Source organism: Congregibacter sp. (assembly GCF_965662665.1).
Taxonomy (GTDB): domain Bacteria; phylum Pseudomonadota; class Gammaproteobacteria; order Pseudomonadales; family Halieaceae; genus Congregibacter.
The window spans coordinates 22176-35684 of record NZ_CBFIIF010000007.1 but is presented as its reverse complement, the minus strand read 5'-3'; the positions used below and the strand labels follow the sequence as shown (position 1 = coordinate 35684).

Annotated in this window: 9 protein-coding genes; 6 read left to right on the top strand and 3 right to left on the bottom strand. The window is 55.9% G+C overall.

The window, feature by feature from the left end:
- The first annotated feature begins 25 nt into the window (after positions 1-25).
- Entirely contained in the window at positions 26-1717 is a 1692-nt protein-coding gene (locus ACTG39_RS04640) for a DUF3336 domain-containing protein (protein ID WP_439106368.1), read from the top strand.
- Here the strand turns inward: ACTG39_RS04640 and ACTG39_RS04635 are convergent, their stop codons facing one another.
- Positions 1718-2740, bottom strand: coding sequence for a phosphotransferase family protein (locus ACTG39_RS04635; RefSeq protein WP_439106367.1), 1023 nt, complete (start codon positions 2738-2740; stop codon positions 1718-1720).
- 206 nt (positions 2741-2946) lie between these two features.
- On the opposite strand from ACTG39_RS04635, the gene ACTG39_RS04630 reads away from it, so the two are divergent.
- Positions 2947-4647, top strand: coding sequence for a class I adenylate-forming enzyme family protein (locus tag ACTG39_RS04630; RefSeq protein WP_439106366.1), 1701 nt, complete (start codon positions 2947-2949; stop codon positions 4645-4647).
- On the opposite strand, the gene ACTG39_RS04625 is transcribed toward ACTG39_RS04630, so the two are convergent.
- Positions 4624-7494, bottom strand: a complete 2871-nt coding sequence (locus ACTG39_RS04625) for a DUF748 domain-containing protein (RefSeq protein WP_439106365.1) — start codon at positions 7492-7494, stop codon at positions 4624-4626. The genes ACTG39_RS04630 and ACTG39_RS04625 overlap by 24 nt on opposite strands.
- Positions 7495-7570: 76 nt before the next feature.
- Entirely contained in the window at positions 7571-8575 is a 1005-nt protein-coding gene (locus ACTG39_RS04620; RefSeq protein WP_439106364.1) for an AraC family transcriptional regulator, read from the bottom strand.
- A 148-nt stretch (positions 8576-8723) separates the two neighbouring features.
- On the opposite strand from ACTG39_RS04620, the gene ACTG39_RS04615 reads away from it, so the two are divergent.
- The 4 genes from ACTG39_RS04615 (at position 8724) to ACTG39_RS04600 (ending at position 13509) form a co-directional block, all read left to right on the top strand.
- Positions 8724-9899 carry an acyl-CoA dehydrogenase family protein gene (locus ACTG39_RS04615; RefSeq protein ID WP_439106363.1) on the top strand — a complete coding sequence of 392 codons (1176 nt, stop codon included), beginning with the start codon at positions 8724-8726 and terminating at the stop codon, positions 9897-9899.
- A gap of 17 nt (positions 9900-9916) precedes the next feature.
- Positions 9917-11050: a CaiB/BaiF CoA transferase family protein gene (locus ACTG39_RS04610; protein WP_439106362.1), complete on the top strand. Its 1134-nt coding sequence runs from the start codon at positions 9917-9919 to the stop codon at positions 11048-11050.
- A gap of 55 nt (positions 11051-11105) precedes the next feature.
- Positions 11106-11909, top strand: a complete 804-nt coding sequence (locus tag ACTG39_RS04605) for an enoyl-CoA hydratase/isomerase family protein (RefSeq protein ID WP_439106361.1) — start codon at positions 11106-11108, stop codon at positions 11907-11909.
- 64 nt (positions 11910-11973) lie between these two features.
- Positions 11974-13509, top strand: a complete 1536-nt coding sequence (locus ACTG39_RS04600; RefSeq protein WP_439106360.1) for an acyl-CoA carboxylase subunit beta — start codon at positions 11974-11976, stop codon at positions 13507-13509.

Genomic DNA, 13509 nt, shown 5'->3' with positions numbered 1-13509 from the left:
ACCAGTTCGCGCAGTAGGAGAACGGATGTCGTCGCGAAAGCTTAAGAAGATTGAAAAGAACATGGACGCTGCCCTCACCTATGAGGAATGGTCTGAAGCCGCAATAGAGCACGATGAGCAGAGCGGCGCCAAACGCTGGCGGAACGTCGATCAAAGCCGACAGTATGACTACGCACAGATACGTTTGCGCCTTGATCGACTGCGAAGTTTGCGCGTACGCAACGATTATCAGGGCCTGCTGTTTACCCTCAATGAAGGCATTCACGGCAATATGGGAGGGATGGGGCGTAGCTCTCTCTACCGTCGGGCCAAATTCGGCACTAAACAGCTCATTGAGCAGTACATCGATGAGATCGATGACGCACTTCGTTACCTTGCGGATCTCGATGTCAAAGAGATCGATATTCAGCAGAAGATGGATTTCTTTTATCGGGCAAACATCTGTTTCGGACGTTCCGCCTTGATGCTCAGCGGCGGCGGGGTGCTGGGTTTCTATCACCTTGGCGTCGTGAAGACTCTGTTAGAGCAAAACCTGCTGCCTCGGGTTATTTCGGGTGCCAGTGCCGGGTCTTTGGTGGCGGGGGTCGTTGGTACGCACACCGATAAGGAACTCACGCGCTTTTACGACCCTGCAAATGTGCATTTTGAGGCTGAGCGCGAGGCCAGCGTGTTCTCGCGGATGTTTTTGGGGGCTAACCCGCAAATCGATGTAGGTGACCTTGAGCAAATCGTAGCGCGCCTTGTGCCCGATCTGACGTTTCAGGAAGCCTATGAAAAGACGGGCCGGCAGATCAGTATCACCGTGGCGCCGGCCGAGCCGCATCAACGCTCGCGACTGCTCAATGCCATTACCTCACCGAATGTCTTCGTGCGCTCGGCGGTGATGGCTTCCTGCGCGGTTCCCGGGGTTTTCCCGCCAGTTACCTTGATGGCGAGGAATGTTCACGGCGAAGCGCAGCCCTATCTCCCCACCCGTCGTTGGGTGGATGGCAGTATTGCTGATGACTTGCCTGCCAAGCGTCTTTCGCGCTTGTACAGTGCCAATCACTACATTGTGAGTATGGTGAACCCCATTGCCACGCCCTTTCTAAATGGTGGCAAAGAGCGCAGCCAGTTGACCCGTGCTCTGGGATCTCTTGGTGTCGGTATGGGCCGGGAGATGCTGAACTTTTATCGCGGTGTTGCCCAACGCCAAGGCGATACCTGGCCGCGTTTCAATCTGCTGCTCAACGGTGTGCATGCCCTCATGGATCAGGAGTACAGCGGGGATATCAACATTGTGCCCAGTTTTCGTTGGTACAACCCGGGCAAAATTCTGGCGCACCTCTCAGAAAAAGAGCTCATGGAACTGATGGAAGCGGGGGAGCGTTCGGCGTTTCCTGCCGTGGAGTCAATTCGTACCTGCACCAAGATATCGCGGACTATGGAAGAGATCCTGCACCGCTTTGAATACGGAGATCTGCGTCCCCAGGGGGACCAGTATCAACGACCCAGAGCTTCGCGCAGGCGTCCAGCGCCTACCCGATCTGACCGTGAAGCGATGCGCGAGACGGGCTCCCAGCGTTTGGACAAGCCCCCGGCGACAGGAGCCGCTAAAGTGGCGCGCAAGAAGCCGGTGAAGAGGGCGCCCAAGAAGGCATCCAAAAGTCAGGGCCCCGCATCTAAGGCTGCGGGGCGCAAACCCAAAGAGGGTGAGTCGATGAGTGACGCCGCCTGATCAACTGTCGATGTAGCGAACGCCCATCTCAGCCAAGGGTTCCACGAGCGCACCCTTGGCATCAGCCTCTGCACTTGACGCGGTACCAATGAGCGAGCGTTTTTTGACGCCCTGTAGAATTGCGGCAAGGCGGAAGAAGCAAAAGACCAGATAGAAACTCCAGTTAGAAATCTCGGTGCGTCCTGTGCGTTCGCAATAGCTTGCGATGTATTCCTCATCCGAGGGTATACCCAAAGCGGCGCGATCGCAGCCTGTAAGACCCCGCAATCCATCGCCGACGGGCATCTGCCAGGCCATGACTTGATAGGAGAGGTCGGCGAGGGGATGGCCAAGGGTAGATAGCTCCCAGTCAAGAACACCAATGACGCGGGGCTCTGTAGGATGAAACATGAGGTTGTCTAGGCGGTAATCTCCGTGGACCAGGCTTACCAGACCGTCGTCCTCTGGCATATTGGCCGGCAACCACTCAATCAAACGTTCCATCGCCGGGCTGTGCTCCGTTTCTGAGGCGCGATACTGCTTGGTCCAGCGCCCCACCTGGCGCTCAAAGTAGTTGCCCGGACGGCCAAAGTCTTCCAGGCCAACATTTACGGGATCAACAGTGTGCATCGCGGCGAGCACCCGATTCATGTCGTTGTAGATCGCGGTCCGTTCCTCATTTGACGAAACTTCCGGTAACTCCGGGTCCCAAAATACGCGACCCTCAAGGTACTCCATGATGTAGAACATGGAGCCGATAACGCTTTCGTCCTCACAGAGGAGATAAGTCTTCGCCACGGGGACATCGGTTTCCCACAGGGCCGTAAGTACGCGATATTCGCGATCGACGGCGTGCGCCGACGCCAGCAACTCACCGGGCGGTTTGCGGCGCAGTACCCACTTTTGACTGTCATCGCTAATAAGGAACGTGGGGTTCGACTGACCACCCGCAAATTTCTCAGCATGCAGCTGCCCGGAAAACCCGGGGAGCTTGTCCTGCAGATAGTTTTGAAGCGATTCAATGTTAAGAGTTTGTGTGCTCATCTTTAGCTCTGTCTATCCCGCGAGCCGGCGAGTTTGCCGCAGCTTGGCCTCGCACGCAATTCATGCCTGAGACGCCATGGAATTTGTGGCTGGCGATAGTGCCTGAAAAGTTGTCACTGTGCCGCCGTGCCGCTATTCTCTCGGGCCGAATGCGGGTGCCGGTAGCAGCGCCTGATCGTCAAATTACAATAAACAGGAATAAGCACATGTACGCAGAGCTAAAGAGAGCTTGGGGTGAGTTTACTTCTCCCGGTCAAATGTTTGAGGTTCAGCGCGCGGAAGTCCATGGCGTTGACATCCTTAGTTATGTGCATGCGCCAAACTCCCTGCGCGATCTTTGGTTGGCGTCAGCGGGCCACGGCGATAACGACTATCTGATCTATCAGGATGAGCGTATCAGTTACACCGAGGCGCATCGGCGCGTTGCGGCTATTGCGAACGCGCTCGCTGGAATGGGTGTAGAGCCCGGAGATCGTGTCGCAATTGCCATGCGCAATTACCCCGAGTGGATGCTGGCTTACTGGGCAATCACCACTATGGGTGCGGTTGCCGTGGGCATGAATGCCTGGTGGGTGCCCCATGAAATGGAATACGCACTGCAGGACTCCGACCCCAAGGTGCTCATCGCTGACGAAGAACGGCTGCAGCGTTTCAGTGAGATTCGCGAAAAATTCATGGACCTTCAGACCATCGCGGTGCGGCCTAAAGGCGATGCGCCGGATTGGTCGAAAACCTGGGAGTCTTTGGCGGCGGGCGAGGGCGCGCTGCCGGACGTGCAGATCGATACAGACTCGGACGCCTGTATTTTTTACACCTCAGGCACCACGGGGCGTCCCAAGGGTGCTCAGCTGACGCATCGCAGTTGTGTGAACAATGTGATGAATGTTGCCTTTATTAATTCAGTACAGCCTCGAGCGCTGGCCTATGCGGCAGGAGAGGAGCCAGCGGCTCCCGGTAGCGATGCGCCCATCAGGGCTCTGCTTGCGACGCCGCTGTTCCACGTGACCGCGAACAACTGCGTGGCGCAGGTCACCACGCTGGTTGGCGGCTGCCTGGTGCACATGTACAAGTGGGATGCGGGCGAGGCTCTGCGTTTGATCGAGAAAGAGAAAATCTCTGCGTTCAGCGCCGTGCCCATGATGACTCGAGAACTCATTATCCATCCGGATTTTGCCGAGCGTGACGTTTCCTCCCTCAAGACCATTGGCGGTGGCGGAGCTGCAATGCAGCCGGACCTGGTCGGCAAAGTGCCCACTGCGATGCCGGGTACCCGTCCTAATACGGGATATGGCTTGACCGAAACCTCGGGAATTATTGCAGCGCTGGCACTGGAGTTTTTTCTGGACCGGCCCACCAGCGTTGGCCCGGCAATGCCAACCTTCGAAGCAAAATGCATCGATGTCGATGGTAATGACTTGCCTGCCAATGAAATCGGTGAGCTAGTGGTGCGCGGTGCCCCAGTGATAAAGGGCTACTTGAACAGACCTGAAGCTACGGCAGAAAGTATTGTTGATGGTTGGTTTCGCACGGGGGATATAGCGTACATCGACGATGACGGCTTTATTTACCTGGTGGACCGGGCCAAGGATATGGTGCTGCGTGGCGGTGAAAACGTTTACTGCGCTGAGGTTGAGAATGCCTTGTTTAGCCACGATGCCGTGGCAGAGTGTGTGGCGTTCTCAGTGCCTGACGAGCGTTTGGGTGAAGAGGTTGGCGCCGCTATTTATGTGAAACCCGGTGAGCAACTTGAAGCGGCAGCTCTGCGCGAGCATTGCAAAGCAATTGTTGCGCCCTTCAAAGTGCCGCGTTACATCTGGCTGCTTGACGAGCCGCTGCCACGCAATGCCAACGGCAAGTTTGTAAAACGTGCGCTGCAGGACTCTTTAGCTCTCGCCGATGCTGGTTAAGGCCTGGCTGTCCACGATCATTTGCACGCCGCTACTGACAAGTTCGGCGTCAAAGCTGATTGCGATACGTTCGGGATCAATGCCGCCGATGGTCACCAGTTCGCGTTTCGCTGTTGCGGCGCGGGCGGTGCCCAAATCCTGCAAAACTCCCGTGGGCAGGGTCGTATGATCTATCAGGGCTAGCCACATAGCCTCGGGCTCCACTGGAGACTCCTCGGCGCTGTCTGCGTCTTCGCTTTCCTGAGATAGGGGTAATGCCTGATAACGCACTTCCAGCGTTCTCAGAAACGCCTCAGTCTGTGCATCGATCATTGCTGCATCAATGCCCTCCGCCAAGAGCGATGCTCGCAGCAGCTGCTCTTTAAGGGCCATGCTGTCGTCTGCAGGGTTCACGCCGCCAGCGATGCGCAAGTTGAGTTGAGGTCGTTCGGTTAAGGCTTTGCCCAATGCTTCGGCTGCTCGCCCTGCGTCTGGATCCAGCACGCTACTGCCAGGCATGAAGGCGACGTTTTCAAGATCGTCATCGCTCCCCACGAGACCTGCAAGCAGGCTAAAGGGGGCGGTTACCGCGCTGATAATAACATTGCTTATGGCGCGGCCGATGATCGGGCCCAAAGAAAAGTCCGGAGAATCCACATCGCCGCTGATAGGCACTGACAGATCGATGACTCCGTCACGATCTGTGAGCAAGGCAATGCCGAGTTTGAGGGGGGCGTCTATGGCAAGCTCACTCTCTACCGGTTCGCCGAGCTCCATTTGAGAAATAACAATGCGGTTGTCGCCGTCGAGGGTCTGGCCGTCAAGGGCGTAGCGAAGGTCAAGACTCAGGGTGCCACTGTCAAGTGAATAGCCCGCATAAGTGCCCGCGTAGGGTGACATGGTGGCTATATCCATGCCTCTAAATGTAAATCGCAGTTCACCGTCCCGACGCTCGGCAAAGGGCTTTCCACTGCCAAGAATGACCACGGGAGCATAGCCGTCTACCGCGCCTTTAAACTCCAAGTTGAGTGGCTTTTCGGAGGCGGTATCAACGTCCTTGATATCAGCTTCAATACCATCGATGAGTGTTTTAAACGGGAGAGGCAGGGACGCATCGGCAAAGTCCAGACGTCCGTCGCGAAGGTGGATGTTGGCAAGCTGCACTCGCCAGGGGGATTCCTCTTCTCCAGGTTCTTGCTCGTTGAGATCTGCTTCGGCCTCGGGAGCATTTCGTACGATGCCATTCACGTTGATGATGCCATCCTCTCGGATGTGGAGTGAGCCTGCCGGACGCTGCAGAGTAAAACTTTCTACCACCAGAGACTGTTCGCTCACATCGGCGCTAATACCGTCTAATTTTAGCGACTCAAAGGTGAAGGCTTCCTCACCGGTTTCGTCAAGGACGGTGCTGTAGTCTGCGATTTGCAGCGCTGCAAGAATACTCGTCGGTGCAAAGGCCTGGATGTCGGCGGTTGATTGCAGCGAAAAGTCTCCACGACCAATATGAGCCCGCGCCTGTTCGTTCACCAATGGGTTTAGCCAGGGGAGGGGCCAGGCGGAGAGCGCAATCTTGGCGTTACCATCGCCGCTGCCAATGTTGATACTCCCCGCCGCATCAAAGGCTGTATCGTCATTGATCGTCAGCGCGACCTCGTAGGCAGATCCCGCTTTCGCAGGCCAGTGGATATCTTTTACCCCCACCGTTAGCGGCTCCACGCGAAGTGCCTCCGGGGCGAGGTAATCGGTTCGCCATGTGAGGCCACTGTTTTGCAGATCAAAAGAGGCAAGGCGGACGGTCCATGGTGCTGCAGTGTCATCGGCCGCTGCCGTTTCGTTTGTCACCGCATCGCTGCTGTCCTCGCCACTATCCAGAGTGAGCATAGGCAGGAGGCTGGGTTCGCCCTCGACGTCATAACCGCTGATGTCCAAGCCATCTACGGTAATCGCTGTGACATCTACTGATTGAGCGGCTAAGTCGAGGCCGATTCCGGTGACAGCGACTTCACCCAGCTTTAGCGCAGTATCTGGAATACCGAGAGGATCCGCAGGGCTGATGTCAGTGTCGCGAAGCTGTACCTCGCTGTCGCTCAAGGTGGCCTCAAGAGCCCCGCTCCAATCCACGCGGTAGTTCAAAACCGCGTTGAATTTCGCACTGTTTACGATAAACGGCAGAGTGTCGGCCTCGTAACGCCAGAGGTGGGTAAGGTCAATGTCTTCCAGGGTGATGCGCCCATAACTGTTGCCTGCCGCAACCTGCATCTCACCGCTCCACCGCAGGAGTCCACCGCCATCACTGGTGAGCACCAGCTCTCCATCGCTCTGACGGTCAGGCACAGTTGTGAGGTTTTGGGTGCGCACACGGAAGTCGCGCTGAACCGTTGTGTAGGGAACCTGTTTTGTTTTATCCGTAAAGCGCACGGTGTGCGCTTCTATCAGGAGGTCGTGGATCGTGACTCCGGGAAGTTCCGTTTCGGTCTCAGGCGTGTCGTTGTCATCCATGAGATCGGCAAAATGAAACTCGCCCGTCGCGTGACGCAACACGTGTATATCCAGTTCCTCGACGGAAAAAGCGTCAAGCACAACGCCGGGATACCAGATGCTCTCTAGCGATAGATTAATCTGCAGCTTATCAAAGCCCAGGGGGATGTGACCGTCACTCTCAGTCAGCGTGACGCCCCGGGCTTCGAGGGTCAGCGTAAAGGGATTGAATAGCAGCAGCTCACTGCGTAACTCCCTGTTGAGTGCATCATTGACCAAGCGAGGCGCCAGAATGTTGAGCGCGGGCATGACCACAAGAAGGCACAGTAAGAGATAGACTGCATAGCTGCGAGAGATCCAACGAAGCAGAGTGCTAAAAGCTGATGGCATGATGTGTTCTGTTCCTGTAAACGATCATTTCACGGGTAGCTTGGATGAGAGTTACTAAAGCCCTGTTACAGTCCCGTTATAGCCCTTTTCTATAAGCATAGGGTGTGAGTCCGGTCCAGCCCTTGAATGCACGGATAAAAGCGCTGGCTTCGGAGAACCCTGCACGGTGCGCGACCTCTTCGACACTTAAAGCGCGTTTACCCAAGAAATGTAGCGCAGTATCACGACGAATATCACTTTTGATTTGCTTAAATGTATTGCCTTCGGCCGCCAAGCGTCGCCGCAGGGTTTGGGGGTGTAAATCCAGAGAGGCGGCCACGTCTGGAAGTTCGGGCATAAACAAGAGATTCTGACGAAGCTGAGCTCTGACCCGGGCGGTCCAACTAAAGTCGTAACTAGTGGTGAGCATAGTCAACACCGGGTGCCTGAGATAACGGCGCAGGGATTCCGGCGTTTGCATCACAGGCTTGTCGAGGAGTGAGGTGCCAAAGATAAGACTGGTGTCTGCTTGCTCAAAGCTCACGGGGTTACCCATGAACATTAAGCGGTAATCGAAGGCTCGTGTGCTGGGGGGGTGTTGAAAGTGGACCTCCCGCAGGGGCAGTTCTTCCTGCACGAGCCAGCAAGCGAAGCGATGAGTATTGAGAAGACAGAGTTCTGAAAAGTACGCACCGTGGGCACTGGCGGAGGGCGCAAGCTCAATACGGCTAGCGTCTTCATCGATGACTAGCTTGACCGGCATACCGCCGCCCATGATTTCAAAAAAACGGCAGTAACGGTGCAGCGCCTGTCCCAGCGTTTGGGTGGTGATAACGGCGTGACACATCATGTCCCAGGTGCCCAGGGGAACTGACTGATCGGCGTAACCCAGACTCTCGTCACCCAGCGCCTGCATGGCACTGGTCTGTAGATCGGCGAGTTGCTGGACACTTATCCGCGCCTGGGGTTCGAGTAGCAGGCGCGGAGGTATGCGCTGGCGGCGCAGGAGAGACTGGGTGTCGATGCCGGCGTCCAGGCAATGTTTCAGGATCGCTCGGGCAAAGTGAACAGATACAGAAACCTTGTTGTTTGCGGCGCTCATATCGCTGCCCAGGGTGCTCTGTGTAACTGTCCGCCTAGCGCTGTCATCTGGGGTCAATTTCTCTGTTAATGACAGTCATTGTTGCCCTTTGACGTGAAAACCATACTGCTGCGCTGTATTTATGGAATGGAAAGCAAAGGAAAATCCAATGTTGCCACGCGCGTTTACCGAAGAGCAGGTCATGTTCCGCGATGCTTATCGTAAATTCCTCAGCACCGAGATTGTGCCACATATGGAAGCTTGGCGAGAGGCAGGTATTGTCGATCGGGAAGCCTTTCGTAAGGCGGGGGAGCGGGGTTTCCTCATGGTTTGGCCGGACGAGAAATACGGTGGTATGGGAGATGCTGACTTTCGTTTTGAGCAGGTGATTATCGAAGAAACTGCCTATGCGCGAGTGGGCGACTGGTACAGCACGCTCCACAGCCGTTTGGTCGGGCCGTACTTTACGCGGTTTGGTACCGAGGAGCAGTGCCAGCGTTTTTTACCCCCCTGTGCCAGTGGCGAGAAAATACTGGCTATCGCCATGACCGAGCCGGATGCGGGAAGTGATCTCGCCGGTATGCGCAGCACCGCTGTGGAAGAAGAGAACCATTGGGTGCTCAAGGGCTCGAAAACCTATATTTCAAACGGCATTAACGCGGATGTTGTTATTGTCGCTGCAAAAACAGATCCGGAGAACAATCCTCACGCCATGACGCTATTTATTGTGGAGCGTGGCATGGAAGGTTTTGAACGGGGCCGAAACCTCGAGAAAATGGGGATGAAAGCCCAGGATACGGCGGAACTGTTTTTCAACGACGTGAAGGTGCCCAAGGCGAATGTACTGGGAGAGCCCCACAAAGGATTTATATACCTCATGGAAGGTCTGGCCGAGGAGCGCCTGATTGGTGCCTGCGGTTATCTGGCCGCCGCGCAGTTGTCCTGGGATCTTACCTGCGATTACGTCAAGGAGCGCAAAGCCTTTGGCAAGCCGCTCGCAGCCTTTCAAAACACGCAGTTTAAGCTCGCAGAGCTGCGGACAGACCTGGATATAGCTCAGAACTACGTTGATCAATGTGTCGCGGCGTTCAATGCTGGAGAGCTGACGGCCGTGGATGCTGCTAAGGCCAAGCTGGTCACCAGCGAGCTTCAGGTCAAGGTGGCAGATGTAGGCGTTCAGCTGCATGGAGGAGCGGGGTACATGGACGAGTACCCCATCAGTCGACAGTTCACCGACGCAAAAATTGCCACCGTGTATGCGGGCAGCTCGGAGGTGATGAAGATCATTGTGAGTAGAGACTGTTTGGGCGACAAATATCAGCCCTTCAACACACGTAACTTTTAGACTGGGGGACAGCGCGAATGGGACCGCTTAACGGGTATACCGTCATTGAACTGGCAGGCATTGGCCCCGCACCGATGGGTGGCATGATGCTCGCTGATTTGGGTGCTGAGGTCATTCGGGTAGATAGGGCCGCTGCCGATGCGCCTTCCCCACTGGAAAGCGTCAGCGGTAGAGGTAAAAAATCCGTCGTCCTGAACCTCAAGTCGGCAGAGGGCGTCGAAGCTCTGCTGCGCATGGTGGAAAACGCCGATGTGATTATCGATCCCTTTCGTCCTGGTGTGTGCGAAAAGTTGGGCATTGGGCCTGAGGACTGTCTTGCGCGGAATCCCAAGCTCATATTTGCGCGCATGACGGGCTGGGGGCAGGAGGGACCTTTGGCAACTGCTGCTGGTCACGACATAAACTACATTGCCCTCACGGGGGCCTTGTATGCGAACGGTGAAGGTGCGGGTCGCCCCATGCCACCACTGAATCTTGTGGGGGATATGGGTGGCGGTGGCATGCTGCTGGTGAACGGTGTGTTGGCGGCACTTCTCGAAACAGCAAGCTCCGGTCAGGGGCAAGTCATTGATGTGGCTATGGTGGATGGCGCTGCGCAGCTTATGTGGATGTTCCATACCTTTCACGCCGCCGGCGCCTGGAACGCCGAGGAGAGAGAGGCAAATATGCTTGATGGCGGCACGCATTTTTACAATACCTACGAGTGCTCAGATGGCGAGTATGTATCGATCGGTTCAATCGAGCCTCAGTTTTACGCGCTGCTGATCGAGAAGGCCGAGTTATCAGAACAAGATTTCGGAGAGCAGAACAACCCTGAGCGATGGCCCGATCAAAAGCGGGCACTGGGCGAAGTTATACGTCAAAAAACCCGTGATGAATGGTGTGCCTTGATGGAAGGCACAGACGTTTGTTTTGCGCCAGTGCTGCGTTTTACCGAAGCTGCTCAGCATCAAGCGGCGGTCGCGCGAGACAGCTATATTGAACTAGATGGGGTTGTACAGCCTGCACCCGCGCCACGTTTTTCTCGCACCGTAGCCAAGGTGGCCCACAGTGCCCATGCCAACGGTGCGGACACCCAGTCGGTACTGGGGGCAATGGGGTTTGCAGAGCAAGAGATTGTCGAATTGCGCGATGCCGGCGCCATTAACTGATGAGTCGCCCTAACGCGGTTTTCAGAAAGATAGCAGAACAAAAAAGGATACGTTTATGAGCGAACAGGCTTACGAAACCGTTTTGGTCGAAAGACACGGACCTGTTGCCAGATTGGTGATGAATAGGCCCGAGAAGCTAAATACGTTTTCTGCCGCGCTGCGCAGAGATATGTTGGCCGCCGTGAATGCGCTGAATGCCGATCCGGCCTTGAGAGTCATCGTACTTGCCGGTGCAGGAAGAGCTTTTAGTGCAGGGGCTGACTTAGAGGATGACTTTGACGGCGACCCGGGAGACCGTGGAACGGCCACGGAGCACATGCTTAAGACTGAATACAAGCCGAGCATTCTTGGTATCACCGAATCACCCAAGCTCTGGATTGCAGAAGTAAGCGGACCTGCTGCGGGTATTGGCAGCGCTTACATGATGGCCTGCGACCTCGTGGTGATGGCCAAGGGCAGCTACCTCTATCAAGCATTCGCGGCGATTGGCCTCATTCCTGACGGTGGGGCAACCTGGCAGCTGTTACGTGCACTGGGTCGCAAGCGCGCCCTTGAAGTGATTGTTGGCGGAGATCGGATTTACGCAGAGCAATGCCTTGAGTGGGGCCTTTGTAATCGCGTTGTAGAAGAGGGCGAGGAGACGCAGCTAAGCCTTGAGTGGGCCGCGGAGCTTTCCAGCAAGGCACCCCTCGCGATGCAGTTTAGTAAGAAGGCTGTTGCCATGGCTTCCGAGCTGAACTTTGGCGACATGATTTCTCAAGAGGCCGCTATGCAGAATATCTGCATTTCTAGTGAGGATTCCATGGAAGGCGTGATGGCGTTTTTCGAAAAGCGTCCACCGTCCTTTAAGGGCCGATAACGGTGTTGAGCGCTTTGTATACCCGGGCTTATCTGCAAATGTCTAATCGCCAAGATCTAGCCTTGTGACTTCTAAAGAACGCTCCTCGTTACGAGAGCTTCGTGAGCGTGTCGCTCGCGGCAGTGATGCGGCGCGCCCTGACGCCGTAGAGCGGCGGCGGAAGAAGGGCTTTCGTACGGCGCGAGAAAATCTCGAAGACTTACTCGGCTCAGGATCCTTTGTGGAATACGGCGCTTTGGCGGTGGCAGCGCAGCGCCAACGTCGAGACTATGTGGAGTTGCAACAGGAAACCCCCGGCGACGGAGTGATTACCGGGATTGGCGACGTTAACAGCGAACATTTTGCCAGCGGGGAGGCCCGCACTGCTCTGATTGTTTACGACTACAGTGTGCTTGCGGGAACTCAGGGCTTTTTCCATCACGCAAAGATAGATCGGCTTTTGTCCATTGCCTCGCGCCAGCGATTGCCTGTGATTATGTATACCGAGGGTGGTGGAGGCCGACCCGGCGATACGGATGTGACCACACAGATTGCGGGATTGAATGTGGACACCTTTGCTCGCTGGGCCTCTCTGAACACCGGCATGCCGCGCATTGTGGTGAATAACGGATACTGCTTTGCAGGCAACGCCGCATTATTTGGTGCGGGCGATATCCGCATTGCGACTAAAGCCTCGAGCATTGGTATGGCGGGTCCCGCAATGATAGAGGGCGGCGGTCTGGGCAGTTTTCGTCCCGACGAGATTGGTCCTGCAGACACACAGTGGCGAAACGGGGTCATCGACGTGCTTGTGGAGAATGAAGCCGATGCGACCGCTATGGCGAAACGCCTTCTGTGGTATTTCCAGGGCGACGTTCCGCCGGGTAATGCCCAGGATCAGAGGCCTTTACGTGATGCATTGCCCGAAGATCGTCGCTGGGGTTATCCGGTAAGAGATATTATCGAGCGTTTGTTTGATCTTGAAAGTTTTACCGAGTTACGACGCGTATTCGGCCGCAGCGTTATCACTGGTTTTGCAAGGCTTGGGGGCCGCGCCGTGGGTGTCCTGGCCAGTGATTGCCAGCAGTTGGGTGGCGCCGTAGACAGCGAGGCATCGGACAAGGCATCGCGATTTCTGAATCTTTGCAATCGTACAGGTATTCCCGTGGTGTCACTGGTTGATACACCGGGTTTTATGGTGGGTCCCGACAGCGAATCCGCCGCGGCGGTGCATCGCATGTCTGCCTTGTTCGAAAGTGCGGCTTCCATGCGTGTACCGATTCTCGCGGTCTTTCTGCGCAAAGCCTACGGCCTGGGGGCTATGGCCCTGGTGGGAGGTAGCTTTGCCGTCCCCGATTTTGCAGCCGCTTGGCCCACTGGGGAGTTTGGCGGAATGGGTCTGGAGGGCGCCGTGCGGCTGGGCTTCCGCAAGGAACTGGAAGCTGTGAGCGACGGTGAAGAGCGTCAACAATTGTTCGACAAGTTATTGGGCCAGCTCTACGATAAAGGAAAAGCTCTCGAAGCCGCCGCGCATCTGGAAATCGATGCGGTGATCGATCCCGCAGATACGCGGGAACAGTTGATTCACGCGCTGTACCATGCACCTGCGACTAAACATTAA

Excerpts from the sequence above, each read along its gene's own strand:
- ACTG39_RS04640 (WP_439106368.1), top strand. The coding sequence starts at position 26 with ATGTCGTCGCGAAAGCTTAAGAAGATTGAAAAGAACATGGACGCTGCC.
- ACTG39_RS04635 (WP_439106367.1), bottom strand. The coding sequence starts at position 2,740 with ATGAGCACACAAACTCTTAACATTGAATCGCTTCAAAACTATCTGCAG.
- ACTG39_RS04630 (WP_439106366.1), top strand. The coding sequence starts at position 2,947 with ATGTACGCAGAGCTAAAGAGAGCTTGGGGTGAGTTTACTTCTCCCGGT.
- ACTG39_RS04625 (WP_439106365.1), bottom strand. The coding sequence starts at position 7,494 with ATGCCATCAGCTTTTAGCACTCTGCTTCGTTGGATCTCTCGCAGCTAT.
- ACTG39_RS04620 (WP_439106364.1), bottom strand. The coding sequence starts at position 8,575 with ATGAGCGCCGCAAACAACAAGGTTTCTGTATCTGTTCACTTTGCCCGA.
- ACTG39_RS04615 (WP_439106363.1), top strand. The coding sequence starts at position 8,724 with ATGTTGCCACGCGCGTTTACCGAAGAGCAGGTCATGTTCCGCGATGCT.
- ACTG39_RS04610 (WP_439106362.1), top strand. The coding sequence starts at position 9,917 with ATGGGACCGCTTAACGGGTATACCGTCATTGAACTGGCAGGCATTGGC.
- ACTG39_RS04605 (WP_439106361.1), top strand. The coding sequence starts at position 11,106 with ATGAGCGAACAGGCTTACGAAACCGTTTTGGTCGAAAGACACGGACCT.